This is a genomic window from Nonomuraea sp. NEAU-A123 (genome assembly GCF_018603905.1).
Classification (GTDB): domain Bacteria; phylum Actinomycetota; class Actinomycetes; order Streptosporangiales; family Streptosporangiaceae; genus Nonomuraea.
This window is the reverse complement of sequence record NZ_JAHFZZ010000002.1, coordinates 295,847-321,111: the sequence shown is the minus strand read 5'-3', so window position 1 is coordinate 321,111 and position 25,265 is coordinate 295,847. Positions and strand designations below refer to the sequence as shown.

Here is a 25,265-nt window from a genome sequence, read left to right as displayed (position 1 = left end):
GCATTAGAGGGCTGACTCAGCTCCGCATCTCAACGAGAAAGACCGATCTTGTGGCAGAGAACTTCGCGATATTTCAAGCCTCCACGGGTGATGGGGATGTGGTGGGCGAGATCCACGCGGAGTCCTGGAAGGCGGCCTACATCGACTTCTTCGACCCGACGTTCTTCGCCGAAGCGGTACGAAACCGGCGCGGGAAGTGGCACGACATGCTCGCCAACAGGAAGGACACCCTCCTGCTCGCCGCGCTAGCCGGACGACCGCTGACCTTCTCCTACTTCGGTTCCTCGCCGACGCGGCCGGGATGGGCGGAACTCTTCGGTTTCTACAGCCACCCGGACGCGTGGGGTACCGGCAGCGCGGGCGCCCTGATGGTCGCTTCCTTGAGCAGGCTGCGCGAGGACGGCTTCGGCGGGGTGCATCTGTGGACGCTGCGCGACACCCCCCAATCACGCCGCTTCTACGCCAAGAGCGGCTTCACCGAGTCGGGTACGGTGCGCGGGCACGATTTCGGGGACGGCAACCCGATCGAGCAGGTTGAGTACGAACTCACCCTCAGCTGATACCCCGACCATGCGCTCGGAGACGCACAGCCGGGGCGCTCGCCGTCAGGCCGGCGTCGAGCCGAAGTCCGCGGCGCGGTGGGCCACCCATTGGGCATAGGTGAAAGCCGGTCGTCCGGTGACTTCCTCGACCGTCGGCAGTACTGGGTCGGTCTTGCCGACCCTTGCCGCGAGCCCGTCGACGAGCTCGGTGATCACCGGTGCGGGCATTCCGTGGTGGAGCATCTGCTCCAGGAATTGTTCTCGGGGTTGCTCCTCGAACCGCAACGGCCGTCCGATCGTTTCCGCGATGATCCGCACCCGGTCGATCTGGGTCAGCGACTGCGGCCCGGTGAGGAGGTGCGCCTCACCGGCACGCGGATCGAGCAGAGCGTGGACGGCGACCGCGGCGATGTCGCGCGGGTCGATCGGAGCCAGTGCGGCACTGCCGTACACCCCGCGGACGACCTCGCCGCCCGCGATCTGAGGCGCCCAGACGAGGTCGTTGGTCATGAACGCGCCGGGGCGCACGAAGGTCCACGGCAGCCCGGACGCTTCGACGGCCCGTTCCAGCCGCAGGTGTTGTTCGCCGATCCACCCGGGCGTGGGGAACGTGACGGTCGATGAGGACAGCAGCACGACATGCCGCAGACCGGCCTTCCGCGCCGCATCGAGGAACCCGTCGACGGCGTTGAAGACGGGGAACAGGAATGCCCGCTCGACGCCGGACAGGGCTTCCGTCAGGGTGTCGGGCCGGGTCAGGTCGCCGGGCACGACCTCGACGCCGTCGGGAAAGGAACGGCCGCCGGGGTCGCGGGTGATGATGCGTACCTTCTCACCCGCGTCGAGCAGTTGGCCTACGACGTTGGCGCCGACGTTACCGGTGCCACCCGTTACCAGAATCACGGTGAAGATCTCCTACTTGTGCTCAAAAGGGACGTGGTCTGCGCTTCCCACAGGCTGGGTCAGACCGCCGGAGCCGCAGGGGTGTGCCCGTGTGCTTCCACCGAGAGGTCCTGCCAGTCGGCCCAGGTCTTGAGCCGGTCGGCGTAGACCTGCTGGAGGATCGGGTTGCCCTGGGTGCCGAAGAACACCCTCAGCGGCGGGTCGTCGGTGTCGGCGAGCTTGAGCAGTGCCCGGCCCGCGGCGGCCGGGTCGCCGACGTCCAGCGTCTCGGCGTACGCGGCGAAGCCCTCGCGCAGACCGTCGTACAGCGGGTCGGGCTCGGCCTGGACGGCGCCGGCGCTCGCGCCGGTGGCGTAGGAGCCGGGCTCGACCACGGTCACCTTGACGCCGAAGCCGGCGACCTCTTGGGCGAGGGATTCGCTCAGACCTTCCAGAGCCCACTTGGAGGCGCAGTAGGCGCCGCCGAGCGGAAACGCGGAGACGCCGGCGACCGAGGAGATCTGGATGATGTGCCCTGCGCCCTGCTCGCGCAGGTGGGGCAGCGCTGCCTGGACGACCCACACCGGGCCGAACAGGTTGGTCTCCAACTGGTCGCGCAGTTGCTGCTCGGTCAGCTCCTCCACAGCGCCGGACAGGCCATGACCCGCGTTGTTCACGATGACGTCCAGGCGGCCGAAGTACTCCTTGGCCCGCTTGACGCTGTCGAAGACGGCGGCCTTGTCGGTCACGTCCAACTCCAGCGGAAGCACCGCGTCGCCATAGGTGGCGACCAGCTCATCGAGGCTTTCGGTGTTGCGGGCGGTCGCGGCCACCTTGTCGCCGCGAGACAGGGCGGCCTCGACGAAGCTGCGGCCCAAGCCGCGCGACGAACCGGTGACGAACCAGACCTTGCTCATGATGCCATTCCGTTCTTTCAGTGGTGGTGGTTCCAGCAATGCGATGAGTGACACCGTCGTGCCTGGCGGCAGTCGTCCGTGACGCCGCCACATCAACTGCTTGCGCAGGTCAGCGCCTGCGGTCAATCCGTGGACCGGCGAGCCTGGTTCGTGTCGCGAACGACCGCCCAGGCGTCCGCCACCGGGCCCAGGTGTCCGAGCTTGTCGGGGTTGATCACCGCGCGGATCATCTGAATCTGCCCGTCGAGGACGTCGAGCGTCCAGGTGTTGACGACCTTGCCGTCCTGGTCGCGGAAGATCGCGCCCGGCTGGCCGTTCACCTCGTGCGACTCCACGACCCCGCCGATCGCGATGAACGGCGCGACCATCGCGGCCAGCATCCGGGCCACGTTCTCGGCGCCGACGACGCCCTTGCCCCACAGCGGGGCCTTGCCCCCGCTGTCGCCGACCATCTGCACGTCGGCGGCCAGCAGCTCCCGCAGCCCGTCCACGTCGCCTTCCCGGAAGGCCTCGAAGAATCGCCCGGCGAGTTCTTCTCGCTCCCGGCGGTCGGCCTCGAACCGGGCGCCGCCGGCATCCATGTGGCGGCGCGCCCGCACGGCGAGCTGGCGGCACGCCGCCTCCGAGCGCCCCACCGCCGATGCGACCTCACCGAAGCCGAACCCGAACACCTCCCGCAGCACGAAGACCGCCCGCTCGAGCGGGCTGAGCCGCTCCAGCAGCAGCAGGGCCGCCATCGACACCGAGTCGGCCAGCTCCGCCGACCGCTCCGGGTCCTCATACGGATCGGTCAGCAGCGGCTCGGGAAACCACAGCCCGGCGTACTCCTCCCGCCGGACGCGCGCCGAGCGCAGCACGTCGATCGCGATCCGGGTGACCACGGCCGACAGGAACGCCTTGGCCGACGCGGGTTGTGTCGGGGAGGCCTCGTAGCGCAGCCACGTCTCCTGAACCGCGTCCTCGGCCTCGCTGACACTGCTGAGAATCCGGTAGGCGATCGAGAACAGCAGCGGCCGCAGTTCCTCGAACTCCTCGGCCCTGCTCACGCCAGCTCCTCCTTGAAACCCTGCCGCCAGGAGGGGTAGCGCAGCTGCCAGCCGAGCTCCCGCTTGGCCTTGGCGTTGGAGAAGCCGCGCCCCTCGGTCATCATGGCCACCGCGGTCTTCCCGGCCAGCGGCCGGGCCAGCCAGGTGGGAACCCGCATCGGCGGCTTCGCCCCCGCGCACTCGGCCAGGTAGGTCAGCCACTCACGAGCCGGGGCCGGCTCGTCGTCGACGATGTTGAACACGCCCCTCGCCCGGTGCTCCACGGCCAGGACGGTGGCGCCGGCCGCGTCCTCGAGATGTACCCACGAGCTGTAGCCGCCGCCGTTTCCGACGACCGGGTACTGCCGCTTGCGCACGAGTTCGACCTGATCGTCGGTGGCGCCCGGCCCGTAGAACGCGCCGTACCGCAAGACCGCGCCACCTGCTTTGACGACCGCGTCCTCAAGGTGACGGATCGCCTCCGCCCCCTTGCCCGTGCTCGTCGGGTCCAGCGGGTCCTCCTCGGTCTTCACCCATCCGCCCTCGCGGATGCCGTTCCAAGAGCCGTAGCTCTGCGCGACGAAGTGGGATACGCCGGTCGCCTCCGCGGCGGCCAGCAGGTGGTCCGTCCCCTCGGTACGCAGCCGGTTGGTGGTGGCGAACCAGCGGTCGAAGTGTTTGATATCTGGCTTGCCGGAGATGGCGGTCATCTGGTGCACGATCACCTCCGGCCGGGCCGTGGCCACCGCCTCACCGACCGACCCCGCATCCAGCCCGTCCATCACGACCGCCTCGGCGCCCAACCGCTCCACCAAGCCCAGCTTCGCCGCGCTCGTCGTCGTCGCCGTCACCTGGTGGCCACGCGCCACAAGCTGCGGCACCAGCCGCCGCCCCAACACCCCGGCCCCACCAGCCACGAACACCCGCATGATTATCGCCTTCCCGATTCCCCAACCTGTCTTCCAAACCCGAGACGAGATAGCCCGGCCATTCTGTGACACGGCAGGTAGGACAGCCGGGGAAGGATCGTTCGCGGCTGCTGGCCGTCGCTCGAGAAGAGCTCTGGCTCGGCTGTCTTTCCCCCCGTGTCACAGAACGGCCGGGCTATCTCGTCTCGGGGCAGACAAGCTCGGCCCTCGGAGTACGGGGAAACGTGCACCAAGCCCGTTCCCACCGCCCGCGCGGGCCGCCTCCAGCTTCTGACGAACACCAGGGAAGGACAGCCGTCATGCGTATCGCAGTCTTCGGAGCCAATGGCCCCACCGGCCGCCTGCTCACCGACCAGGCACTCGCCGCCGGACATCAGGTCGCCGCGATCACCCGGCAACCGGACTCGTTTCCGCTGCGCCATGATCGGCTCGAGGTGGTCGGCGCCGACGTGCTCGATCCGGCGGCCGTCGACGCCGCCGTGGCGGAGCGGGATGCGGTGCTGTCGACGCTCGGGGTACCCGCTGGGAAGGAACCGATCAGCACCTATTCGCGGGGTGTGGCGAACATTGTCGCCGCGATGCGACGGCATCGGGTGCGTCGGCTCGCCGTGGTGAGCTCGAGCGGGGTCGACCCGCACCCGTACTCCGATGGCGGGTTCCTGTTCAACCGGGTCTTGCTGCCGTACGTGACGCGGGTGCTGGGCAAGACGCTGTACGACGACATGCGGCGGATGGAAGCGCTGGTCCGCGCCAGCGATCTGGACTGGACGATCGTACGCCCGAGCGGGCTCTACCACCTGCCGTCGGTCACCGACTACACCCTCGTCGAGAGCCACGCCGACGGCAGGTTCACCGCCCGTGCGGACCTGGCCGCGAGCATGCTGGCCCTGCTGGACGACGACCGCTACCTCCGCGCCACCGTCGGCGTCATCACCACCGTCGACAACCCCACCTTGCTCCAGTGGATCCGCGGCGAAGCACTCGCCAAAAGCTGAGCCGGTTCGTCCGACGGTCGGGCTTGGCGGCCGATGCCCATTGGCGGCCGGTAGATCGACATCTACACCCGCTCCGATGGCGGTCGGAGGCCTGTCAGATTCACCGGCAATCTTTGACCCATCAGGCTGTTGAGTGATAAACGTTGATCGGTGCGATTCCAAGGTGCGGCGGTGACAGCCCGCCGGTTCCGCTGACTTCGGCGGGACGACTCGGTGCGAATCCGGGCCACGCGGTGACACCCCGCCACCTCTCGGGCCTGTTCCGGCCCCTGGTTCTTCGTGCAGTGAGGCTCGTCCTCCTGCTGTCGAGAGGTGGGTCGCATGTTCACCGGCAACGTCCAGGAAATCGGCACGGTGGTGGCCGTCGATGAGGCGCGCATCGCGGTCAGCGCTCCCAAGGCCGCCGCGGGCGCGCCAGGGTCGATCTGCCTGAACGGCGTAGGCCTGACCGTTCTCCAGACCGCGTACGAGACGCAGGTACTGGAAGCCAGACTGTCGGCCGAAACCCGGCGCAGATCGACCTTTGACCAGATCCGGCCGGGCACACGGGTCAACGTGGAGACTCCTCTGGCGCTGGGTGACCCGCTCGCCGGCCACCTGGTCCAGGGCAACGTGGACGCCGTGGGCAAGATCGTGCGGATCGATGACGAGGGAGCCGCACGTCACCTGTGGATCAAACCGCCTGAGCGCTTCCTCTCGCTGGTCGTCGCGAAGGGTCAGATCGCGGTCGACGGGGTGAGCCTGAGCGTCGCCGAGGTGTCCCGCGACCGGTTCTCGGTGACGCTGATCCCGCTGACTCTGCAGGCCAGCACGCTGTCGGGGCTGTCCGTCGGCGATCGGGTGAATCTGGAACCCGACCTGATCATCCGCCTGGTGCGGCGCCGGTCACCCGACCTGGCGCAGGCGGTGACCGAGGTGGTCGCGGCGCTTCCGTGGGCCGGCCGGCTCTCCGGCGGGCGCGGCGTGCAGCAGGCGCTCGCGCAACTCGCCGCTGGCGGAGCCGTGGTGACTGGACATCGACCCCGTCCCGGGCCCCGGCGACCGGCACGGCACCCGCCCGCACATCCCGGTTGATCTGGTCACCGGGACCGGCACCGGGGTGTCGGCCGCCGAACGTGCCGCGACCGTGCGCCGCCTGGCTCATCCGGAGGCCCGGCCGGACGACTTCCTGCGGCCAGGACACGTCTTCCCGCTCGCCGCGCGCCCCGGAGGGCTCGTCGAACGCGCCGGTCACACCGAGGCCACCGTCGCCATGTGCGTGGCGGCCGGGCTGCCTCCCGTCGGAGTGTGCTGCGAGGTCATGAATCCCGACGGGACCATGGCGCAGGCCGCCGACCTGGAGATCGCCGCCCTGCGCTGGGGCCTGCCCCTGCTGGATGTGGCCGACCTCAGGAAGCACCTATGACGACCCCCGCTCCTCCGCTTCAGGAAGTCCGGCAATCAAGCCCGGGAAGATCAAATAGTCGGATACGGGGTCGGGGCGTGCGGGATGAGAGAGGCCATGGAAGACCAGACGCAACAGCAGCAGGTGCTACATCCACGCGGGAGCCACCAGCGCCATCGCAGACAGCGCGGGCGGCTATGCGGCGCTCACGCTGGCCCCTGAGAACACTTCGGTCCTCACGGTCGAGTACAAGATCAATCTCCTGGCGCCTGCCGTGGGCGATCACATCGAGGCCGTGGGGACGGTGCTCCCGCGAAAACCACGACGAGCTCCAACCCGCCCCCCGGGTTGGGGCTCGCTCGCACGTCGGCCCCGTGAGCCTTCGCGATCGACGCGACGATCGACAACCCGAGCCCGGCGCCCTGTCCACGGGTCGTCTGCAGCCGCCGGAAGGGCTCGAAAAGATCGCCGAAACGCTCCTGGGGCACGTGCGGGCCGGTGTTGCGGACCGTCAAGACTCCACGGGAGAGCGTTACCTCAACGGTTCCGCCGGGATGGTTGTAGCGAACCGCGTTGTCGAGGAGGTTGGTGACGAGCCGGTTCAGCAGGACAGGGTCCCCATCGACGACGAACGGCTCTGCCCGCTCCGTCACGGTGACGCCGTCCGAACCTCTTTCCGCCAGAACGAGCCGTACCACCTGGTCCAGGGCCACCGGGCTCCTGTCGTCCAGGCCGTGTTCCGCCTGGGCCAGGACCAGCAGGGCGTCGATGAGGTTCTCCGCGCGGTGGTTGTGGAGCAGGAGCGTGCCACGGATCTGGCCGACGTCCTCGGGGAGCCCGATCTCGATCGCCGCCCGCTGGACGGCCAGCGGGGTCCGCAACTCGTGGGAGGCGTTCGCGATGAACCGCCGCTGCCCCGCGACGGAGAGTTCGAGCCGGTCGAGCATCGCGTCGAAGGTGTCGGCCAGTTCCTTCAGCTCATCCTTCGGCCCGGCGAGCGCGATCCGTTCGTGCAGGGTCGACAGGGACAGCCGCTGCGCGGTGGCGGTGATCCGGTGGATGGGCCGCAGGATCCGCCCGGCGACCAGCCATCCGACGACCAACGAGACCAGCGCCAGGATCCCGACCGTCAACGCGGTCACCTCCCACTGGTAGCCGATCACGTCGTTCACCAACTGCGGCAGCGGCGGCGACCCATCGACCCGCACCCCCAGCATCGGCGCCACTGCTCCACCGGGCAGCCGGGCGATCCGCATGTCCAGCGACTGGCGCAGCAGGAGGTTGACCGTGACCAGCAACACGACCGAGGTCAGCAGGAACAGTCCGGAGTAGATCAGCGTGAGCCGTACCCGGATCGTCGTCACAGCAGGTATCCCGCACCGGGAATCGTCTGAATGCACGGTGGGTCGCCCAGCTTGGCCCGTAGGCGGCTGACCAGGACCCGCACCACCGTGGTGAACGGATCGGCGTTCTCGTCCCATGCCTCTTCAAGCAGCCGTTCGGAGCTCACGACCGCGCCGTCCGCCCTCATCAGCACCTCAAGGACGGCGAACTCCTTGAGCGACAAGTGCAGGTGCCGGCCGTCCCGCGAGGCTTGCAGCCGGTGAGCGTCGAGCACGATTCCGTGCCGCATCAGCACCGGAGGCACCTGCGACCGGCTGCGCCGCCCCAGCGCCCGCACCCGTGCGACCAGCTCGGCGTAGTCGAACGGTTTGGGCAGGTAGTCGTCGGCCCCCATCCCGAGCCCCGCGACCCGCTCCGGCACCGACGCCGCCGCCGTCATCATCAGAATCCGCGTCCACCAGCTCACGGCACACGAGGTCGCCGTGCATCTCGGGCAGGTCCCGATCCAGCACGAGAACGTCGTAGTCGTGCACCGCCAGCCGCTCCACCGCGGCGGCCCCGCCGTACACCACGTCAACGGCCATGGCCTGGCGGCGCAACCCCACCGCCACGAGATCGGCCAGGTCGCGTTCGTCCTCGGCCACCAGAACCCGCATGCCGACGTTCGTACCCGAACCGGGGTAACAATGGCGTTAACGGATCCGTTCACGACCGTGCAACCCGCTTCAGGCCACGCTGGCGGCCATGATCAGAGCCCTCTGCGCCGCCGTCCTGGTGACGGCCTGCTCCATGTCCGCACCCGCGTCCGCGCTCGCATCGACCCCGACGCCCCAGCCGGCCTCCCCCAGCGGGGGCTGCACCGCCATCACGGCGCCACCGCCGCAATCGGCACCGCCGACTTCGGTGAACACGCTCCGGCAGGCGTACTTCTGCGTGCTGGACAACTACTACAGCGGCCCGGACATGGATTCGAAGGCGCTGCTGAAGAGCGCCTTAGCCGCCTACACCCAGAACCTGATGCGGCGCGGCGCCGACCGGGCCGACCTTCGCCTGCCCGCCCTGACCGGGAACCGCGGCACCGACTGGGCCGCCTTCGCGAAAGTCCTCGGCGCCGGCGACCCCGCCGCCCTGCGCGCCGCGATCACCGGCATGGTCGCCGGACTGCACGACAACCACGCCCGCTGGGTCAGGCCGACCCCGTCGCCGGAGGGCGGGCCAACCGGAACGGGCATCGTGGGCGTGTCGGCCCAGCAGGGACCGCAGCTCGACCCCGCGGCCCGGCCGCCGCTGTTCGTCACCCGCGTTCTGCCCGGCAGCCCCGCCGCCAAGGCCGACATCAGAGCAGGTGACATCATCGTCAAGGTCAACGGCGTGCCGGCGTTCATCGGGGACACCGTGAATCAGAGCATCCTCGACGCCTTCGCCTCCGGCACGGTACGGCTCACGCTCAAGCGTCCTACGACGGGACGGATCCGCGTCGTCGACCTCAAAGAGGGCCCTATCACGCAGCAGCCTCCGGCGGTGACGTCAAAGAAGCTCGCCGACGGCGTCGCGTACGTCCAACTGCCCGGATTCTACGAAGGCGCCGCCGACCAGGTCATCGCCAAGCTGCAGGACAAGCCGAAGGCGGTGGTCCTCGATCTGCGCGGCAACGGCGGCGGGTCGCCGCGCGAGGTGACGCGGCTGCTCGGCGCGTTCGCGCACGGCAAGGTCACCAGCTACTTCTGCCCGCTCAAGGGCGACTGCGTGCCCAACCGGACCGACGACAGTGTCCCGCTGCTCGGCTCGCGCCTGGTCGTCCTCACCGACCGCGGATGCGCCTCGGCCTGCGAGGACTTCAGCGCGGCGGTCAAGGACAACGGCCTGGGCACCCTCATCGGGACCCGCACCGCTGGGGCCGTCTCCGGCCCCAGCGAGGGATACCTCCTCGACGACGGCAGCGTCCTGCTCTTGCCCAGGGTCCGGCATCTTGGGCCCGGCCGCGAAATCATCGACACGATCGGCGTGCCGGTCGACCACTACGCCCCCATGACCGCCCTCGACCTGGCCACCGGCCGCGACCCGGGCGTGGCCAAGGCGCTGACGCTTCTTTGACGCGCTTGCCACTACGGCAATAGCGGCCTCGCCAGGGTGGGTTGGCCAAGACCCGACCTGGCGTTGGTCCATCTCAAGCTGATCGCGGCCGCGTCTCCCTTCGCGGGGTGGGAGTCCAGCGTCCACGGCCCCGCCCCGGAGTGGGACACCAGCCCGAACTTCGTCGCCAGCACCACCTGGTCACGGCGGCCCTTCAGCGCCCGGCCGAGGAGCTCCTCGTTGGTGTAGGGGCCGTAGATCTCGGCGGTGTCGATCAAAGTGACGCCCAGGTCCAGAGCGCGGTGCAGCGTGGCGATCGACTCGGCCTCATCGGTCCCCGAGTCGGTGTAACCGTGGGACATACCCATCGCGCCCAGCCCAATCCTGGCCACGTCGAGCTCGCCAAGCTTCACATGCTTCATGATGGTTCCCCCTTGTATGGCCGAGGACCCGGGTGATCGTGCTGTGCGGTCCTTGTGCTTCCAGCCAATCCCTCACCGGCGGCGGGAGACAGTCACCGGCTAAAGGGGTACCGGCAGAGACCCCCTCACCGCCGGTGGGGTGCCTAACCTGGGAATATGGACAACCGCAGCGAGGTCCGGGCATTCCTCGCCTCACGCCGGGCCAAGGTCAGCCCGCAGCAGGCCGGGATCCTCTTCCACGGCCGCCGCCGAGTTGAGGGACTGCGCCGCGGCGAGGTCGCCGCGCTGGCCGGGGTCAGCGTCGAGTACTACACGCGCCTGGAACGCGGGAACCTCGCCGGCGCCTCTGACAGCTTCTTGAACGCCATCGCCCGCGCCCTGCGCCTGGACGACACCGAGACCGCGCATCTGCACCACCTGGCACGCGCCGCCGCCACCCCGCCCGCCCGCACCCGCCGCGTCAATACCCCCGAAGTCCGGGCGCCGGTCCGCCGGGTCCTGGAGGCGATGACCGGGGTGCCCGCGCTCGTGCGCGACCATCGCTTCGACATTCTGGCCGCCAACCCCCTCGCCATGGCCCTGTATGCGCCCATGTTCGCCGCCGGTGAGGGCTTGCCGGTGAACTCGATGCGGTTCACCTTCCTCAACCCCCACGCCCAGGCCTTCTACCCCGACTGGGCGCAAGTCGCCCGCTCCGCCGTCGCCGCGCTGCGCATCGCCGCCGCCCGCAACCCCCACGACCAGCACCTGGTCAACCTCATCGGTGAACTGTCCATGCGTAGCGATCCCTTCCGCACCTGGTGGGCCGCCCAAGACGTCTATGTCCACCAGCACGGCACCAAACGCTTCCACCACCCCGCCATCGGCGACCTCGACCTCGACTACGAAGCCTTCGAGCTGCCCGGCGAACAGCCCCTCACCCTCCTGACCTACTCCGCCGGACCCGGCACCCCCTCCGGCGACGGCCTGCAACTCCTGGCCGCCTGGGCCGCGCACAACACCGACGCCCCCACCGAGGCCCGGCCCGTCACCGAATGAACGCCTCGGCCTCGGACCTCGTACCGGGGAACCGAGACGCTGTCCAGCCCACGCCGACGCGGCTGACCAGCAGCTACCGGGTGCCGTGGCAGGGTTCCGGTCCCACCCCCGCTGGAGGAGGTGACGTTGAGCATCCGCAGACCATCGGCCGGCAAGGCGGCTTACTGGGCGGCGCTTCCGCGAGTGACAGGCTGATGCCGTCCGGGTCGAGGACTTCCGGGCGGCGTGCGGCTCCAGGCCGCACACCTCGGTGGCGCGGGCGCCGCACACGTAGATCGTTTCGAACGGCTTTGTGCCTCACCTACGCGGTGGCGAGGCCGCCTCCGGGCTAGCGTCCGCCGGTGAAGGGCGGCTCGCCCTCCTTGAGCGGGCGGAAGCGTAGCGCCGACCAGATCTCGTCCACCGCGACCTGCCCGTTCGGCCGCAGGCCGTACTCGGCGACGATGGGCCAGAGTGTGTCGCGATTGATGTCGGCCTTGTTGCCCTTCGGGTAGGCCACCCACAGGGTCGCGGGCTGGGTGAGCTGGTCGCGGTGCTTGTCGAGGAGTTGCCGGGCCGCGGCGGCGTCGGCGGCGAACAGCACCGCCACGCCCGCCTCGCCCAGGTCGTCGATGTGCCGCGCGCCCTCGGGCAGCGGCTCGACGCGTGAGCGGTGCTCGTCGTCGGAGATCCAGACGGCGGTCTGCGGCTTGACCAGCAGCTTGTCGGCGACGGTCTTGGCTGTCACGTCACGCCTTCCCGTAGGTGAGGGAGAGGACGCCGGTGCTGAGGGTCTGGGAGTCGAGGAGCTGGAGCGGGATCTGCCCGGTGCCCTCCTCGAACAGGCGCTTGCCGGTGCCGATCACGATCGGGTGGACCAGCAGGCGCAGCTCGTCGAGCAGGCCGTCGGCCAGCAGTGACCTGACCAGAGTGGCGCTGCCGGTCATGCCGATGTCCTTGCCCGGCTGCTGCTTGAGCTCGGTCAGCTGGGCCGCGACGTCGCCCTTGATGATCGTGGTGTTCTGCCACTCGGCGGTGTCGAGGGTGGTGGTGACGACGTACTTGGGCGTGTTGTTCATGCGGTCGGCGAACGGGTTGGCAGCCGGGTCCTCGTGCGGCCAGTGGGCGGCGAACTCCTCGTAGGTCCGCCGGCCGAGCAGCATGACGTCGGCCTGCTCCATCTGCGAGCCGACGATCTGCCCCATCTCATCGTTGAAGTAGGGGAAGTGCCACTTCTCGGGTGACTCCACGACGCCGTCCAGGGAGATGAACAGGCCCGCCACGATCTTTCTCATCGCTGTGCTCCTTGTCTGAGGTTCCTTCAGCCTCCCACCGAAAAATATAGTTGTCAAGACTTCCGCAATGGTCGGCAGAGCGTCAGGTGTCGCGCAGCCGTAGCGCCAGCCCGCCGCCCAGGAGCGCGGCGGCGGCCCATACGGCGAGTACGCCGAGCCCCGCCCACGGGCTGAGGGGCAGGCTCGACAGGTGGGTGGTGGCCTGGACGGCGAGCCCGGCGCTCATCGGCGAGATCCGCCAGAGGAGCCGCTGCCAGTCCGGGTCGGAGATCATGACGGGCAGGATCGAGAGAACGTAGAGCAGCCCGAACACGATCCCGATGGCCGCTGCCGAGTCCCGTACCATGGCCGCGAAGCCGAGGCTGAGCAGGGCGATCAGCCCGAGGTAGAGGACCGAGCCGAAGGCCGCACGCAGGGTGGGTCCGTCGGCCAGGGACAGCGGCGCGTAGCCGTGTGCGGCGGTGAAGCCGTTGCCGGGCAGGATGAGCCGTCCGGCCAGCACGGACGCGAGCACCGCGATGGTCGCCGCGGCCAGCGTCAGCCCGGTGACGATGCTCGCCTTGGCGGTCAGGACGGTGACCCGGCGCGGCATCGCGGTGAGGGTGGTGCGGATCATGCCGGTGCTGTATTCGCCGCTGATCGCCAGCACCGCCAGGATGGCGACGACCGCCTGGCCCGCCTGGACGCCCATGAGACTGACTTTGGTGATGTCCTGATCGCATCCCGCCGACGGGCAGGACACGGCCGCGGCGGCCGCGGCGCTCATCGCCGCGGTCAGTGTGATGGCGGTGAGCAGCAGCCAGGCGGGACTCGCGACGGTACGCAGCTTCGTCCACTCCGCGTGGAGTTCCCGCCTCATGCGTCCCTCCCACGCAGCCGGAACATGGCCAAGCCGAGGGCGAGCGCCGCATAACCGCAGAACACGGCCAACCCGGCCCATGGCTGCAGGCGAACTCGCGGGTCGGGATCGGACACATGGATCTGACCGGTCATGGAGGTCGCGGTGATGGTGCTCATCGCGTGGCTCCGGCGACCTCGATGGTTGCTTGCATGCCAAGGCACACTAGGCAGCGGCCCGCCACCGGTCGTCACGCCGCCGAGCCATCTTCACCGTCGCTGACTCGAGGGATCTCCCGTCCCCCACGTGAGGGATGTCAGAACACCGCATAAACGGAACAATGACCTGCGTGGAGCGGGCGGCCGGGTGGGCGGACAGGGGACGGCGGATCGCCGCGGCCCCCTACGCGCCCGTCGGGGTGGGCGTGCTGCTGGCGCTGTTCGCGGTGGCCGAGTCGATCGCGCAGGCCGTAAGCCCGCGGCTGGCCCCGGTGATCGGGTTCGCCGACACCTCGCCGGTGGGCGCGACGATCGGGCACGCCGCGAGTACGCCGCCGCCCGAGAGCGCCGCCGCCCCGCTGTACCTGGTGATACTCCCCCTGATCGGCCTGGCCACCACGCTGCCGATCGCGTTCTTGCGGGGGCACCCGCCCGGGGCCGGGGTGGGCGTCTTCGCGACGATGGGGCTGTCACTCGTGGCCTTCCAGACGCTGACCGTGGCGGGCGTGGGCGCGCAGCTGATCGCCGGATACCGGCTCGGACGGGCGGGTTCGCAGCGGCTGGCGCTGGTTCTCGCCGCGCCGTACCTGGTGCTGGCCCTGGCCGGTGCCGTCGCGGGCTCGTCGATCTGCTCTGCGGCAGGCAGTGAGGTGCGGATTCTCATCCTGCTGCTGGCCTGCCTGACCCCGGCGGCGGCCCTGGCCGGAACGGCCCGGCGGGCGCGCAGCGAGGCCCTGGCCAACACCACCGCCCGGCAGGCCATCGCCGACACCCTGATCGAGCACACGGCGCGCGGCGAACGCGCCCGCATCGCCCGCGAACTGCACGATGTCGTCGCCCACCACATCTCCATGGTCGCCGTACAGGCGGAGACCGCCCGGCTGACCACTCCCGGCATGCCGTCCGCCGGCGCCGAGCGGCTGTCCGCCATCGGCGACACCGCGCGGGCGGCGCTGACCGAGATGCGGCGGCTGCTCGGGGTGCTGCGCGAGGACGCGGAGGCGGATCCGGCGGTCCGGCGGCCCCAGCCGGGACTGCGCCTGCGGGAGCTCAACGAGCTGCTCGACGAGTCACGGGACGCGTCGGGGACGGGGACACGCCTCATCCTCCGCGGCCCGCCGGTCACGCTCGACCCCGGCGTCGAACTCGCGGCCTACCGCATCGTCCAGGAGGCCCTCACCAACGCCCGGCGGCACGCCCCCGGCGCCGCCGTCGACGTCGAGCTGCACTACACCGGCGACGACCTGCGGCTGCTCATCCGCGACAACGGACCCGGGCTGTCCACCGTGACGCCCGGCGGCGGTCACGGGCTGTCCGGCATGCGCGAACGCGCCGCGGCCGTCGGCGGCGCCCTGCGCACCGGCCCCGCCGAATGCGGCGGCTTCCTCGTCGAGGCCCGCCTGCCGGGAAAGGAGGAGATGGCCGGATGAATGCTGAGCTCCCGGCGGATGGCCCGATGGGTGCCGAGCCGCCGGCGGTCCGGATCGCCGTCGTCGACGATCATCCGGTGGTCCGCACCGGCTTCGCTGAGCTGCTCGCCACCCAACCGGACTTCGAGGTCGTCGGTACGGCCGCCGACGGCGCCGAGGCCGTACGGATCTGCCGCGAGCTGTCCCCCGACGTCGTCCTCATGGACGTCCGCATGCCGGGCATGGACGGCATCGAAGCGACCAGGCGACTGGCCGGCTCCACCGCTGCCGGGCCGCGCGTCCTCATCCTGACGACGTTCGACCTGGACGAGTACGTCTACGACGCGCTGCGTGCCGGGGCCAGCGGGTTCCTGCTCAAGGACGTCACCGCCGAACGGCTCTTCGACGCGGTACGGGTCATCGCCGCCGGCGAAGCGCTGCTGGCCCCGGCGGTCACCCGTCGCCTCATCAGCGAGTTCGCCCAGTTGCGGCCGAAACCCGACGCCTCCTCCACCTCCGCGCTCACCCCCCGCGAAACGCAGGTCCTGCGGCTCATCGCCGAAGGGCTGTCCAATCCGGAGATAGCCGACCGGTTGACGGTCACGGAGGAGACCGTCAAAACGCACGTGAGCCGGGTGCTGAGCAAGCTCGGGCTACGCGACAGGACGCAGGCGGTCGTCACCGCGTACGAGACGGGACTGGTCGTGCCGCGCTCCCGCGGGCCGAGATAGCGTGCCGCGCGCCCGCGGGGCCGAGATTGCCCGCGCGAAGCGGCCGGGCTGACGAGCCGCCGCACGATGCGGCGGGGCTGACGAGCCGACATGCGGAGCGGCCGGGCTGACGAGCGGATGTGCGGAGGGGCGGGGCTGAGGAGCCGTGGCCGGGGGCGTTCAGCAATAATCTCCCCCTATGCACGTCTTCGTCGCGGGCGCTTCGGGCGCCGTCGGCCGGCTGCTCGTCCCGCTGCTGATCGGCGCCGGGCACCGGGTCACCGGAGGGTCCCGCTCCGACGCGGGCCTGGAGTCACTGCGCGCCCAGGGGGCAACCCCAGTACGGCTGGACGTCTTCGACGCCGCCGGCACACGGCGCGCCCTCGCCGACGTGGCCCCCGACGCGATCATCCACCAGCTCACCGCGCTGAGCGGTGGCGCGCTCGCCGAGAACAGCCGCATCCGCCGGGTGGGTACCCGCAACCTCGTCGACGCCGCCAAGGAAGCGGGCGTTGGCCGCATCGTCGCCCAGTCCATCGCCTGGGCGTACGCGCCGGGAGACGCGCCGGCCACCGAGAGCGTCCCGCTCGACGTCGGCGCGCCCGAGCCCCGGGCGGGGATGGTCGGTGGCGTTCACGCGCTGGAGGAGGCGTCCGCCGAGCTGGAACACCACGTCATCTTGCGCTACGGCATGTTCTACGGCCCGGGCACCTGGTACTCCCCCGACGGCCTGGCCGCGGCGAGGCTGCGTGGCGAGCCGGCGGCGGGCTTCCCGGGGAAGCTGGTGGCCAACGACGCCGTCACCTCGTTCCTGCACGTGGCGGACGCGGCTCGGGCGGCCGTCGCCGCTCTCGATTGGCCGAGCGGTCCGGTCAACGTCGTCGACGACGAGCCCGCGCCGGCCTTCGAGTGGCTTCCGGTGCTGGCCAAGGCGGTCGGCGCGCCCGTACCCGGCCCGGACGGGCGGGCCGGGCGCGCCGGGTGGGAGCGTGGCGCCGACAATGGCCTGGCCCGCGCCACCCTCGGCTGGCGGCCGGTCCACCCGACCTGGCGGACGGGCTTCGACGCCGATCGGACCTCCGGCGGAGGATGATGAATCCTAGGCTGGGAGGTCACCCAGGCGGTCGGCCCAGCCCATCTGCTCCAGGGCCACCCGCAGGAGCGGCTGGCCTTTCTGCACGACCTCGTACTGCAGCAGCTCGGCCGTCTCCTCGTTGATGATCATCCGGAACTCGATCCCGTCGTCCCCCGTCGTCGACAGGGCGACCCCGGTACGCCCCACCGCGTCGGTGACCTGCCCCTGCGAGGTGATGCCGTTCTGGTCGGCCAGCACCTTGAACAGGGCCGACCGGGTGCCGGGCTTGATCGGCGCGGTCATCAGGTCCACGCCCGTCTGCCACAGGTAGACGGTCATGCCGGCCTGGGCGCTGTTGGGGCTCTGCTTGAACAGGGTGTCCAGGCGGCGCTTCAACGCGTCCTGGCTGGTGGGCAGCCGCGAGATGTTCTGGATCGTCAGGCTCGGGTTGTCGATCGACAGGATCCGCTCGCTGCTGTCGTCGCGTGTGGCGGGCCTCTTCTCGGCCAGGATGGGCGAGCCCGCGGCCTTCCAGTCGGCTTCGTCCTGCGGGGAGCCGAAGGTTACGCTCACGTCCTGGTGTCCGGCGAAGCGGCTGGCCTCGCCCGGTTTCATCGCGCGCCAGGATTCCTGGGTGTCGGCGGTGAACGCCTGGTACGGCAGTTCGGAGTTCTTGAGCTCGCCCATCTTGCGTGAGATGTCCTTGCGTTGGGCGGCGAGCTCGTCCGGCTTGTCCTTGAGCTCCTTCTCCTTCCGCTTCTCCTCCGCTATCAGGGTCTGCATGGCGGCCATGTACTCGCCCGGCGCCACGTGCACCCGCTGGAAGGTGCGCTCGCGGACGTACCAGTAGCGGCCGGACCTGGCCGGCTCGCGCACCGCGGTCGCGGCCGCCGCGAGCAGGAACGAGCGCGCGTCCACGGGCTTGGCCGCGATCGCGGTCCGCGCGGTGGGAGGTGTGGTGGCCGGGGGCGTGGGTTCGCCGGACACGACGATCACCGCCGCCGCGGCCACTCCGGCCGCGGCCGCGCCCGCGACCAGCAGGAACGGGGTCCGGAACCGGTTTCGGGAGGGGCGTGCGGAGCGGGGGGTCTGGAAGGCGCGGGCCAGGTCGGCCGAGCGGCGCCGCCGGTGGGCCTCTTCTGTCATCTCGTCCAGCTCCGTGGGCTTGAGCTGGGCGAACAAGCGGTCGGTCATGTCATCCTCCGGGTGGGGTGCTGCGGGCATCAGGTCTCTGAGGTCTCTTGGAACCGGCCGCGGACCGTACGGGCCTGAGGGCGAGTGCCGCCCGGTTCCAGGCGCAGCGCGCTGGCCAGCCGTTTACGCGCGCGGTGGAGCCTGACGTTGTACGTCCTGACCGAACAGCCCATGACGGCGGCGGCCTGCTCGGGCGGCAGCCCGTACCAGGTGGCGAACACCATCGCCTCCACGTCCTGCTCCGGCAGGGCCGACAGCGCGGCCAGCGCGCTCTCCCTGTCGATGACGTGGTCGGCCACGTCCCAGCTCACGTGTTCGCGCGAGGTGGTCAGTGCTGTTATCCGGTCGACCAGGGCCTGCCGCCGATGGCGTGAGTCGCGCTGCTTGGCCAGCAGGTTGCGCGCCACGCCGAGCAACCACGGCAGTGGCGGTTCCGGCAGGTCGTCCAGCCGCCGCCAGGCGACGAGGAACGTCTCGCTGGAGACGTCCTCGGCCGCGTCACGCTCGGCACGCAGCAGCGCGTAGCCCAGAACGCTCCGGTAGTGCCGGTCATAGAGTTCGGTGAATCGTTCTTGAGGATCGTCCACACCCAGTAGTCCCTCCAACCGCTCCGGGATTACCGCACCCCACCCGGAATCTTGCGGGCCCAGAACAGGGCGTGCCCGCTGTCCCCCTCCGGGACGAATCCCTCCGAGATGACCTCCAGCCCGGCCTCCCGCAGCCACGATCGGTAGGTGGCCACGTCGGTGTGGCTCCACCACATGGGCGTGGCGCCACCGAGCCAGCCGTTTTCGGTACCGGTCCAGGGCTCCCAGCCGGCGGTGGCCAGCAGCAGGCCCGAGGGCCGCAGCCAGGCGGCGACGCTCTCGATGAGCCGGGGCTGACGCTCCAGCGGCAGGTGGATGAGGGTGTACAGGCAGACGACCGCGTCGAAGGAGTCGTCCGGCAGGACCAGGGCCGTGGCGTCGCCCCGGATGAAGGTGGCGGCGGGCACGAGTCGACGGGCCCGCTCGATCTGGACGTCGCTGAGGTCGACGCCCGTCACGTCGTGCCCGGCCGCGGCCAGCGAGCGGGCGACGGGGACCCCGCAGCCGCAGCCGAGATCCAGCACGGAGGCCCGTGCTGGCAGGCGCGCATGGAGCTCTTCGAGCCACGGGGCGTATTCGCCGTCGTCGTCCTCGTCGCCCCGGTAGAGGTAGGACAGTTCGTTGTAGCCGTGCCGGACCAGGTCGGTTTCCTCGCTCATGCGGGTCAGGCTAGGGGCTGGGGTGGATCACCTTCGAGGGCTGCTGCCCCGTACGTGGGCTGAGACGGGGCAGCAGAGAGGCCGGTAGCAGGGCGAGGGCGGCCAGAGCGGCCAGGACCAGCAGGGCGGGCCCCATCGCGGGGGCGGGCGAACTGATCAGCATGACGCTGGTGGCGACGGCGATGCCGAGGGTCGGGCCGATGTTCATGGCGGTCTGCTTGAGGCCGCCGACGACTCCGGCGTACCCGGGCGGCGCGTCGCCGACGACGGTGCCGGTGGCGGTGACCATGACGGTGGCGAACCCCGCGCCGAGCACCGCGAAGCTCACGCCGGTCGCCACCGACGCACCGGCCGGACCGAGCCGGGACAGGGCCGCGATGCCCAGGACGAGCAGGACCGTACCGGCGATCGCGGTGTGGCGCGGGCCGTAGCGGCGCAGCGCGGCGGCGGCGACGGGCGCGCCGACGACCATGAGCGCGGTCATCGGAAGCACCAGCAGGCCGCCGGCGAGCGGATCCAGCCCGAGCGTGTCCTGGAGGTAGAACGTGGCCACGAACAGCGCGCCGAACAGGCCACCGGTGACGAGGAGTAGGATCGCCATCGACGCGGTCACCGGTAAGGACCGGGCCACGGCGGGCGGCACGATCGGATGCGCGCTACGGCGTTCGCGCACGACGAGTGCGGCGGCGACGGCCGCCGTGGCGGTGAGTTCGAGCAGCGTCGGCGCGGTCCATCCGCGTGCCGGCAGGGCGACCAGAGTGTGCACCAGGAGCGTGAGCGTGCCCGCGAGCAGCGCCGCGCCGGTGAGGTCGAGCCGCTGGGATCCGGTGCGGTCCGGCGGCGGCACCCGTACGGCGAGGGTGAGCGCGGCGATCGCCAGGGCGATGGGGATGTTGACCACGAACACGGCCCGCCAGCCCAACTGGGTGACGAGAACGCCGCCGAGCAGCGGGCCGGTCGCCGCGGCCACGCCGATGGCGCTGGTACGAACGGCGATCGCCCGGCCGAGCCGCTCGGCCGGGTAGGCCAGCCGCAGCAGGGCGAGCGTGGCCGGCTGCAGGAGCGCGCCGAACACGCCCTGCACGACGCGCAGGGCGATCACCCAGCCGACTCCGGGCGCGAGCGCGATGCCGGCCGACGCGGCGGCGAAGCCGAGCACGCCGACGAACAGCAGCCGCCGGTGCCCGTACCGGTCGCCCAGGCGCCCGGCGATGACGAGCAGCGCGGCCACCGCGAGCAGGTAGCCGGTGTTGGTCCACTGGACCTGCGCCATGCTCGCGCCCAGGCCGCGTTGCAGGCTGGGCTGCGCCACGATCAGCACCGTGCCGTCCAGCGCGACGATCATCGCGCCGCCCACACTGGCCAGGAGCGCCAGGCGATGCCGTACGGACTCGGTCATGAGCCCACCGGGCCGAGATGGGCGTCCAGAGCCGCCGCCACCAGCGCGTCGAGCCGGTCACCACCAGGCGCGTCGCCCGGTGGCGGGGCGCCGAGGGCGAGCGGCAGGCTGCCCCAGGCCCATAGCTGGGCGAGGCCGTGCAGGTTCGCCCAGAGGGCGGCCGCCGCCACTTCCGGGGGCGGCCCGGCCTCGCCGCGAAGGCCGGGATCGTCCGACCGGTGCCGGGTGACGAGGGCGACGACGTGCTCGAACAGCGGCAGGGTCGACTCCCGAAGCCGCGGCGGGTCGGCGGAGTGCTGTTCGCTGTCGAGCACGTCGTGCCGGAACATCAACTCGAACATGCCACGGCACTCCAGCGCGTACCCGACGTACACCCGCGCCAGCGCCCGCAACTGGCCGCGCGGCGCCGCCTCACCGTCGGCCGCCGCCACGAACCGGGCCGTGAGGTCGGCGAAGCCGCGCCGGGCGATCGCGGACAGCAGCGCGTGATGCGTGGGGAAGTAACGGCGCGGCGCCCCGTGCGACACCCCCGCTCGGCGGGCGATCTCCCGCAGCCCCAGTGAGGCGGCTCCGTCGGTCATCACGAGGTCCACTCCGGCGTCGATCAGCCGGTCTCGAAGAGAGCTCCCCTGTTCCATAGACAGTGTCTACCAGGCGAGCGTAGACACTGTCTACGCCCGGACCTCATACCTCAGAGCTACGCGAAAGGTGCACTCTCCGGCGGGAGGCCGACCACAGGGTGGGATCCGTAGCTTCGGTGCCGCAACCACCGGCATCCGGAAGGACCCATCCGCCATGGCATCCCCCCAGCTCATCCAGCGGATCGAGTCGGCGACCCCGCCCGGCCGCGACCGGGCCGTCGACGCGCTGCGTGCTCTGGCCATCCTGGGGGTGGTGCTCGGCCACTGGCTGGTGACCGCCGTGGTCGTCGGCGACGACGGCACGGTGCGCGTGGCCAGCCCGGCGCTCAGCCGTGTATCCGCCGGGTATCAACGCCGCCTGACGGCGGTCACGCGGGTACCGGTTCCCGCAGCCCGGGCGCCAGAGTCAGGGTGACGGTGACCGAGGCCACCGCCATCACCGCTATCGCCGTCGCGGGCGAGGTCAGCTGCGCGGCGGCACCCGCGAGCGCGGCCCCCACCCCCTGCATGGTCAGCATCCCTGAGGAGTGCAGCCCTAGGGCGTGCCCGCTCAGCTCGTCCGGCGTCAGCGACATCAGGCGCTCCTGGAGCACCAGGCTCGCCGAGTACCCGGCCGAGGCGAGCGCGACGGCCGCCACCACGACGGGCAGCGCCGGGTGCAGCACGAAGATCACGTACGGCGTGGCGAGCAGCAGGCACAGCGGCACCCTGAGCCGCTCCCTCCACAGCGGCGACACGAACCGGCCGGTCACGACGTCACCGGCCAGCATTCCAAGCGCCGCACAGGCGAACAGCAGCCCCGCCTGCCCGGGCGCGTACGGCACGAAAAGCGACTCGCAGCCGACGATCAACCCGTTGGGCACCCAGAGGGCGAGGTAGACGTACCGGCGAGGTCTGGCCGACCACAGCCGGGCGTTGTCCCGCCAGGTCTCGGCGATCGACGGCCGCCCGGCGGCCCGCGGCGCCCGGCGGCTGAGGCCGAAGCGGGCGACGGCCGCCGCGGCGAGGTACAGGCCGGCCCCGGTCAGGAGCGCGCCGCGCGGCGACAGGACGGCGATGAGCACGCCGCCGGTCGCGAACCCGCAGATCTGCACGAAGCCGTCGGACATGTTGAACATCGAGCGGCCGAGCAGGTACCCATCCCGCGTGAGAATCTCGTTGAGCAGCCCGTAACGCACTCCCCCGCCCAGCGAGGTGATCAACCCCTGCACCAGCAGGACGGCGAAGACCGCCCACACCGCCAGCCCCGGGATGGCCTGCGCGGCGGTGGCGAGGGCGAAGACCAGCATCAGGCCCGTCAGCGCGGCACGCGGCGGTAACCGGTCGGCCGCCGACAGCAGCGTGGCCGCCCCGATCACCTGCACGAGGGCGGGACCGAACATGGCCAGAGCCGACAGCAGCGGCGACCCCGTCGCCGAGTAGACCAGCGTGCCCAGGGCCAGCCCGCTCACCGTGTGGCCGGCCACCTGCCCGGCGCACGCCAGAAAGAGCGGCGTGAACTCCGGCGTCCGGAAAAGTTCGCGATAGGTGCGCATGGCCGAAAGTGTCAGTGGCCCTGCCACCAGGGCGTTAATGTTTCGCGGGGAGGCGAAACCATGGGCTGGTGGCAGGTCAACGCGGACACGCTGGCGGACAGCCGGTTCGTCGTCTCACCTTTGGCTGAGGCCACGGCGAGCCTGAAGACCCTCGAACGAGGCACGGCCGCGCATCCGGGCGAGCGCGCGTGGCTCGACGCCCACCTGCCCGCCTACCGCGAACGGCAGGCCCGCGATCCGATCACCGCACTGCTCATCCGGGCCGCCCTGGGCCGCACCTGGAACGCCGACTTCCTCACCCCCACCCCCTTCGAGGACGCCGAACCCGCCTTCGAGCAGGAGGTGGCGCGCATCCGCGAGACCCCGCCCGAGGCCGCCCGCGCCGACCTGACCGTGTCGCTCGGCGGTCCGCTCCCCGCCCGACTGCACCGCGGCGACCTGCCGGAACGCACCGCCGACCTGCTGGAATGGGTGTGGCAGGAAACGGTCCTCCCCTACTGGCCGCGCCGCCGCCGGGTCATCGAGGCCGACGTCATCGCCCGCACCGCGCGGCTGAGCCAGGGCGGCTGGGCGGCGACCCTCGACGACATGCGCCCCGGCATGCGCTGGCTCGGCGAGAGCCGGCTGCAGATCAGCACGCACGACTACCCGCCGCGAGAGCTCTCCGGGGCGCGGCTGATGTTCGTCCCCGTCACACCGAGCCAGACGTGGGTCTCGTGGGACGAGGCGCACCGGCACGCCGTGGTGTACCCGTGCTCGGGCGCGCTGGCCGACGCCGGCCGCGTGCCGGTGCCCGAGGCGCTGGGCAGGCTGCTCGGGCCCGCGCGGGCGAACGCCCTCATGCTGCTCGACACCCCGAAGAGCACGACGCAGCTCGTGGCGCTGACCGGCCAGGGCCTGGGCTCCGTGGGCCGCCACCTCAAGGTCCTGCTCGACTCCCGGCTGATCCGCCGCCGACGGGCCGGGCGGTCGGTGTTCTACGACCGTACGGAAGCCGGGGAGGTCCTGGTGAACGCCCAATCGAACTGACCTCTCAATGGGCGCTCGCTGGTCTGGGCGGCAGGCCCGCGGCCTGGTAGCAGGCGTCGATGAGTCGCATGTTCGACACGGCGTCGTCCGAGTCGATCGGGAGAGGCGTGCCCATGCGGACCGCGGAGGCGAACGCCTCCAATTGGTAGGTGTACGACGACCGCTTGCCGAGCGTCTCGACGCGTGAGCCGGAGCGGGTGGTGATGCTGAGCCGGTCGTCCACGTGCGGCAGGACGAAGTTGTGCGCCACGGCTTCGCCCTCCATCCCCACGACGCGGAGGGTCATCTCCACTTCCCCGTACGCCATGTGGCAACGGGCGGACCCGGTGGCTCCGCTGGGGAAGGCGAGCTCGGCGTTCAGCCACTCGTCGACGTCCGTCACATCCCGGTGTATGCCGGCCTGGGCCGACACGAGCTCGGGCGGGCCGCCGGCGAATCTGCCCAGCATGCGTTGGGCGTGCAGGCCGTAGCAGCCGAGGTCCATCATCGCGCCGCCGGCGAGCGCGAGGGACCAGCGCGGGTCGGCATCCGACGGCGGGGGGATGGCCACCATGGTGGCGACGTGCTCGATCCGGCCGAGTTCGCCGGACTCCGCGATGGCGAGCAGGCGCTGGGTCACGGGGTGGAACAGGTAGTGGAACGCCTCCATGAACGTGGTGCCGGCCTTGCGGACCGCATCGTCGACCGCGGCGGCCTCCTCGGCGTTACTAGCGGACGGCTTCTCGCTGAGGACGTGCTTGCCCGCTTGAAGAGCCTGGCTGTTCCAGGGGCCGTGGAGGCCGTTGGGCAACGGGTTGTAGACGACGTCGACCTCGGGGTCGGCGACCAGGTCGGCGTAGCTGCCGACGACGCGCTCGACTCCGTGCTCCTGGGCGAACGCCTCGGCGCGGCGCGGGTCCCTCGCCGCCACCGCCACCAGCCGGTGCCCCATCGCGGCGGCAGGCGCCACGATGGCCTGGCCGGAGATCCTCGCCGCCCCTAGGACGCCGATGCGGAGCGGTTCTTGCAGGGGGGACATAGCTGGTGGCCTCCTCAGGCGTAGTTCGTGTCTCTTGTGAGCGGCGGCCCGGGCTCGGCCGCCGCGGCGGATCGGGACGTGCGTCCCGATGGACTGGGATGTGCGTCCCGGCGGTGCCCCGTGCTTCG

General features: G+C 71.0%; 29 protein-coding genes and 2 pseudogenes. 12 read left to right on the top strand and 19 right to left on the bottom strand.

Annotated elements, in window-relative coordinates:
* Positions 1-50 precede the first annotated feature (50 nt).
* Positions 51-560, top strand: a complete 510-nt coding sequence (locus tag KLK06_RS05610; protein ID WP_308168110.1) for a GNAT family N-acetyltransferase — start codon at positions 51-53, stop codon at positions 558-560.
* 45 nt (positions 561-605) lie between these two features.
* On the opposite strand, the gene KLK06_RS05605 is transcribed toward KLK06_RS05610, so the two are convergent.
* The 4 genes from KLK06_RS05605 to KLK06_RS05590 form a co-directional block, all read right to left on the bottom strand.
* Positions 606-1,445, bottom strand: coding sequence for an NAD(P)H-binding protein (locus KLK06_RS05605; protein WP_214634217.1), 840 nt, complete (start codon positions 1,443-1,445; stop codon positions 606-608).
* Positions 1,446-1,504: 59 nt separating this feature from the next.
* Positions 1,505-2,341 (bottom strand): SDR family NAD(P)-dependent oxidoreductase, encoded by an 837-nt coding sequence (locus KLK06_RS05600; protein WP_214634216.1) that lies wholly within the window; start codon positions 2,339-2,341, stop codon positions 1,505-1,507.
* Between the two features lie 122 nt (positions 2,342-2,463).
* The gene (locus tag KLK06_RS05595) at positions 2,464-3,387 is read right to left on the bottom strand and encodes an RNA polymerase sigma-70 factor (protein WP_214634215.1); all 924 of its coding nucleotides are present in this window, start codon (positions 3,385-3,387) and stop codon (positions 2,464-2,466) included.
* Positions 3,384-4,295, bottom strand: coding sequence for an NAD(P)-dependent oxidoreductase (locus KLK06_RS05590; protein WP_214634214.1), 912 nt, complete (start codon positions 4,293-4,295; stop codon positions 3,384-3,386). Before KLK06_RS05590 ends, KLK06_RS05595 begins: the two co-directional genes overlap by 4 nt.
* A 299-nt stretch (positions 4,296-4,594) precedes the next feature.
* Between KLK06_RS05590 and KLK06_RS05585 the strand changes: the two genes are divergently transcribed.
* The 4 genes and pseudogenes from KLK06_RS05585 to KLK06_RS62965 form a co-directional block, all read left to right on the top strand.
* Positions 4,595-5,290 (top strand): NAD(P)-dependent oxidoreductase, encoded by a 696-nt coding sequence (locus KLK06_RS05585; RefSeq protein ID WP_214634213.1) that lies wholly within the window; start codon positions 4,595-4,597, stop codon positions 5,288-5,290.
* Between the two features lie 321 nt (positions 5,291-5,611).
* On the top strand, positions 5,612-6,364 hold the full coding sequence (locus tag KLK06_RS05580) for a riboflavin synthase (RefSeq protein ID WP_214634212.1): 753 nt from the start codon (positions 5,612-5,614) through the stop codon (positions 6,362-6,364).
* Positions 6,300-6,695, top strand: a complete 396-nt coding sequence (locus KLK06_RS05575; RefSeq protein WP_214634704.1) for a 3,4-dihydroxy-2-butanone-4-phosphate synthase — start codon at positions 6,300-6,302, stop codon at positions 6,693-6,695. Before KLK06_RS05580 ends, KLK06_RS05575 begins: the two co-directional genes overlap by 65 nt.
* 130 nt (positions 6,696-6,825) lie before the next feature.
* Positions 6,826-6,924, top strand: a pseudogene (locus tag KLK06_RS62965) (DUF4442 domain-containing protein); the annotation flags it as partial.
* Between the two features lie 4 nt (positions 6,925-6,928).
* Here the strand turns inward: KLK06_RS62965 and KLK06_RS61305 are convergent.
* The 3 genes and pseudogenes from KLK06_RS61305 to KLK06_RS05555 form a co-directional block, all read right to left on the bottom strand.
* Positions 6,929-8,038: a HAMP domain-containing sensor histidine kinase gene (locus KLK06_RS61305; protein ID WP_214634211.1), complete on the bottom strand. Its 1,110-nt coding sequence runs from the start codon at positions 8,036-8,038 to the stop codon at positions 6,929-6,931.
* Positions 8,035-8,674 (bottom strand): annotated as a pseudogene (locus KLK06_RS05560) (response regulator transcription factor). Before KLK06_RS05560 ends, KLK06_RS61305 begins: the two are co-directional and overlap by 4 nt.
* Positions 8,675-8,743: 69 nt before the next feature.
* Positions 8,744-8,884: a hypothetical protein gene (locus KLK06_RS05555; RefSeq protein WP_214634210.1), complete on the bottom strand. Its 141-nt coding sequence runs from the start codon at positions 8,882-8,884 to the stop codon at positions 8,744-8,746.
* 37 nt (positions 8,885-8,921) lie between these two features.
* Between KLK06_RS05555 and KLK06_RS05550 the strand changes: the two genes are divergently transcribed.
* Positions 8,922-10,112 carry a S41 family peptidase gene (locus KLK06_RS05550; RefSeq protein ID WP_214634209.1) on the top strand — a complete coding sequence of 397 codons (1,191 nt, stop codon included), beginning with the start codon at positions 8,922-8,924 and terminating at the stop codon, positions 10,110-10,112.
* 11 nt (positions 10,113-10,123) lie between these two features.
* Here KLK06_RS05550 and KLK06_RS05545 read toward each other — a convergent pair whose 3' ends face one another.
* Entirely contained in the window at positions 10,124-10,513 is a 390-nt protein-coding gene (locus KLK06_RS05545) for an aldo/keto reductase (protein WP_214634208.1), read from the bottom strand.
* 156 nt (positions 10,514-10,669) lie between these two features.
* Between KLK06_RS05545 and KLK06_RS05540 the strand changes: the two genes are divergently transcribed.
* A complete protein-coding gene (locus tag KLK06_RS05540) occupies positions 10,670-11,551 on the top strand; it encodes a helix-turn-helix transcriptional regulator (RefSeq protein WP_214634207.1) in 882 nt (293 codons plus the stop codon).
* A gap of 328 nt (positions 11,552-11,879) precedes the next feature.
* Here the strand turns inward: KLK06_RS05540 and KLK06_RS05535 are convergent, their stop codons facing one another.
* The 4 genes from KLK06_RS05535 to KLK06_RS05520 all read right to left on the bottom strand — a co-directional run bounded on the left by KLK06_RS05535 (position 11,880) and on the right by KLK06_RS05520 (position 13,842).
* Positions 11,880-12,278 (bottom strand): hypothetical protein, encoded by a 399-nt coding sequence (locus KLK06_RS05535; RefSeq protein WP_214634206.1) that lies wholly within the window; start codon positions 12,276-12,278, stop codon positions 11,880-11,882.
* Position 12,279: 1 nt separating this feature from the next.
* A complete protein-coding gene (locus KLK06_RS05530) occupies positions 12,280-12,825 on the bottom strand; it encodes a dihydrofolate reductase family protein (protein ID WP_214634205.1) in 546 nt (181 codons plus the stop codon).
* Positions 12,826-12,907: 82 nt separating this feature from the next.
* Complete coding sequence (locus tag KLK06_RS05525; protein ID WP_214634204.1) at positions 12,908-13,684, bottom strand: ABC transporter permease subunit; 777 nt, start codon at positions 13,682-13,684, stop codon at positions 12,908-12,910.
* Complete coding sequence (locus KLK06_RS05520; RefSeq protein WP_214634203.1) at positions 13,681-13,842, bottom strand: hypothetical protein; 162 nt, start codon at positions 13,840-13,842, stop codon at positions 13,681-13,683. Before KLK06_RS05520 ends, KLK06_RS05525 begins: the two co-directional genes overlap by 4 nt.
* A 161-nt stretch (positions 13,843-14,003) precedes the next feature.
* On the opposite strand from KLK06_RS05520, the gene KLK06_RS05515 reads away from it, so the two are divergent.
* From KLK06_RS05515 to KLK06_RS05505, 3 genes are all read left to right on the top strand, one after another.
* Positions 14,004-15,311 (top strand): sensor histidine kinase, encoded by a 1,308-nt coding sequence (locus KLK06_RS05515; RefSeq protein ID WP_250904934.1) that lies wholly within the window; start codon positions 14,004-14,006, stop codon positions 15,309-15,311.
* Positions 15,308-16,021: a response regulator transcription factor gene (locus tag KLK06_RS05510; RefSeq protein WP_250904933.1), complete on the top strand. Its 714-nt coding sequence runs from the start codon at positions 15,308-15,310 to the stop codon at positions 16,019-16,021. Before KLK06_RS05515 ends, KLK06_RS05510 begins: the two co-directional genes overlap by 4 nt.
* A gap of 178 nt (positions 16,022-16,199) precedes the next feature.
* On the top strand, positions 16,200-17,093 hold the full coding sequence (locus tag KLK06_RS05505; protein WP_214634201.1) for an NAD(P)-dependent oxidoreductase: 894 nt from the start codon (positions 16,200-16,202) through the stop codon (positions 17,091-17,093).
* Positions 17,094-17,099: 6 nt separating this feature from the next.
* On the opposite strand, the gene KLK06_RS05500 is transcribed toward KLK06_RS05505, so the two are convergent.
* From KLK06_RS05500 to KLK06_RS05480, 5 genes are read right to left on the bottom strand one after another with little or no spacing between them, the layout of a single operon-like run.
* The gene (locus tag KLK06_RS05500; RefSeq protein ID WP_214634200.1) at positions 17,100-18,269 is read right to left on the bottom strand and encodes a CU044_5270 family protein; all 1,170 of its coding nucleotides are present in this window, start codon (positions 18,267-18,269) and stop codon (positions 17,100-17,102) included.
* A gap of 29 nt (positions 18,270-18,298) precedes the next feature.
* Positions 18,299-18,856, bottom strand: a complete 558-nt coding sequence (locus KLK06_RS05495; protein ID WP_214634199.1) for an RNA polymerase sigma factor — start codon at positions 18,854-18,856, stop codon at positions 18,299-18,301.
* Between the two features lie 29 nt (positions 18,857-18,885).
* Positions 18,886-19,515: a bifunctional 2-polyprenyl-6-hydroxyphenol methylase/3-demethylubiquinol 3-O-methyltransferase UbiG gene (locus KLK06_RS05490; RefSeq protein ID WP_214634198.1), complete on the bottom strand. Its 630-nt coding sequence runs from the start codon at positions 19,513-19,515 to the stop codon at positions 18,886-18,888.
* A gap of 10 nt (positions 19,516-19,525) precedes the next feature.
* Positions 19,526-20,914, bottom strand: a complete 1,389-nt coding sequence (locus KLK06_RS05485) for an MFS transporter (protein WP_214634197.1) — start codon at positions 20,912-20,914, stop codon at positions 19,526-19,528.
* Positions 20,911-21,552 (bottom strand): TetR/AcrR family transcriptional regulator, encoded by a 642-nt coding sequence (locus KLK06_RS05480; protein ID WP_214634196.1) that lies wholly within the window; start codon positions 21,550-21,552, stop codon positions 20,911-20,913. The genes KLK06_RS05485 and KLK06_RS05480 overlap by 4 nt, the downstream gene beginning before the upstream one ends.
* Positions 21,553-21,709: 157 nt before the next feature.
* Between KLK06_RS05480 and KLK06_RS05475 the strand changes: the two genes are divergently transcribed.
* The gene (locus KLK06_RS05475) at positions 21,710-21,970 is read left to right on the top strand and encodes an acyltransferase (RefSeq protein ID WP_214634195.1); all 261 of its coding nucleotides are present in this window, start codon (positions 21,710-21,712) and stop codon (positions 21,968-21,970) included.
* Here KLK06_RS05475 and KLK06_RS05470 read toward each other — a convergent pair.
* On the bottom strand, positions 21,924-23,090 hold the full coding sequence (locus KLK06_RS05470; protein ID WP_214634194.1) for an MFS transporter: 1,167 nt from the start codon (positions 23,088-23,090) through the stop codon (positions 21,924-21,926). The two genes, KLK06_RS05475 and KLK06_RS05470, sit on opposite strands and share 47 nt — an antisense overlap.
* Positions 23,091-23,150: 60 nt before the next feature.
* On the opposite strand from KLK06_RS05470, the gene KLK06_RS05465 reads away from it, so the two are divergent.
* Entirely contained in the window at positions 23,151-24,119 is a 969-nt protein-coding gene (locus tag KLK06_RS05465) for a transcriptional regulator (RefSeq protein WP_214634193.1), read from the top strand.
* 4 nt (positions 24,120-24,123) lie between these two features.
* Here KLK06_RS05465 and KLK06_RS05460 read toward each other — a convergent pair whose 3' ends face one another.
* Positions 24,124-25,137: a Gfo/Idh/MocA family protein gene (locus KLK06_RS05460; RefSeq protein WP_214634192.1), complete on the bottom strand. Its 1,014-nt coding sequence runs from the start codon at positions 25,135-25,137 to the stop codon at positions 24,124-24,126.
* Between the last annotated feature and the right edge of the window lie 128 nt (positions 25,138-25,265).

Excerpts from the sequence above, each read along its gene's own strand:
- KLK06_RS05585 (WP_214634213.1), top strand. The coding sequence starts at position 4,595 with ATGCGTATCGCAGTCTTCGGAGCCAATGGCCCCACCGGCCGCCTGCTC.
- KLK06_RS05500 (WP_214634200.1), bottom strand. The coding sequence starts at position 18,269 with ATGACCGACCGCTTGTTCGCCCAGCTCAAGCCCACGGAGCTGGACGAG.
- KLK06_RS05460 (WP_214634192.1), bottom strand. The coding sequence starts at position 25,137 with ATGTCCCCCCTGCAAGAACCGCTCCGCATCGGCGTCCTAGGGGCGGCG.
- KLK06_RS05475 (WP_214634195.1), top strand. The coding sequence starts at position 21,710 with ATGGCATCCCCCCAGCTCATCCAGCGGATCGAGTCGGCGACCCCGCCC.
- KLK06_RS05520 (WP_214634203.1), bottom strand. The coding sequence starts at position 13,842 with ATGAGCACCATCACCGCGACCTCCATGACCGGTCAGATCCATGTGTCC.
- KLK06_RS05470 (WP_214634194.1), bottom strand. The coding sequence starts at position 23,090 with ATGCGCACCTATCGCGAACTTTTCCGGACGCCGGAGTTCACGCCGCTC.
- KLK06_RS05510 (WP_250904933.1), top strand. The coding sequence starts at position 15,308 with ATGAATGCTGAGCTCCCGGCGGATGGCCCGATGGGTGCCGAGCCGCCG.
- KLK06_RS05525 (WP_214634204.1), bottom strand. The coding sequence starts at position 13,684 with ATGAGGCGGGAACTCCACGCGGAGTGGACGAAGCTGCGTACCGTCGCG.
- KLK06_RS05580 (WP_214634212.1), top strand. The coding sequence starts at position 5,612 with ATGTTCACCGGCAACGTCCAGGAAATCGGCACGGTGGTGGCCGTCGAT.
- KLK06_RS05490 (WP_214634198.1), bottom strand. The coding sequence starts at position 19,515 with ATGAGCGAGGAAACCGACCTGGTCCGGCACGGCTACAACGAACTGTCC.
- KLK06_RS05530 (WP_214634205.1), bottom strand. The coding sequence starts at position 12,825 with ATGAGAAAGATCGTGGCGGGCCTGTTCATCTCCCTGGACGGCGTCGTG.
- KLK06_RS05480 (WP_214634196.1), bottom strand. The coding sequence starts at position 21,552 with ATGGAACAGGGGAGCTCTCTTCGAGACCGGCTGATCGACGCCGGAGTG.
- KLK06_RS05545 (WP_214634208.1), bottom strand. The coding sequence starts at position 10,513 with ATGAAGCATGTGAAGCTTGGCGAGCTCGACGTGGCCAGGATTGGGCTG.
- KLK06_RS05600 (WP_214634216.1), bottom strand. The coding sequence starts at position 2,341 with ATGAGCAAGGTCTGGTTCGTCACCGGTTCGTCGCGCGGCTTGGGCCGC.
- KLK06_RS05590 (WP_214634214.1), bottom strand. The coding sequence starts at position 4,295 with ATGCGGGTGTTCGTGGCTGGTGGGGCCGGGGTGTTGGGGCGGCGGCTG.
- KLK06_RS05515 (WP_250904934.1), top strand. The coding sequence starts at position 14,004 with ATGACCTGCGTGGAGCGGGCGGCCGGGTGGGCGGACAGGGGACGGCGG.
- KLK06_RS05485 (WP_214634197.1), bottom strand. The coding sequence starts at position 20,914 with ATGACCGAGTCCGTACGGCATCGCCTGGCGCTCCTGGCCAGTGTGGGC.
- KLK06_RS05540 (WP_214634207.1), top strand. The coding sequence starts at position 10,670 with ATGGACAACCGCAGCGAGGTCCGGGCATTCCTCGCCTCACGCCGGGCC.
- KLK06_RS05555 (WP_214634210.1), bottom strand. The coding sequence starts at position 8,884 with ATGGCGGTGCAGCCCCCGCTGGGGGAGGCCGGCTGGGGCGTCGGGGTC.
- KLK06_RS05465 (WP_214634193.1), top strand. The coding sequence starts at position 23,151 with ATGGGCTGGTGGCAGGTCAACGCGGACACGCTGGCGGACAGCCGGTTC.
- KLK06_RS05505 (WP_214634201.1), top strand. The coding sequence starts at position 16,200 with ATGCACGTCTTCGTCGCGGGCGCTTCGGGCGCCGTCGGCCGGCTGCTC.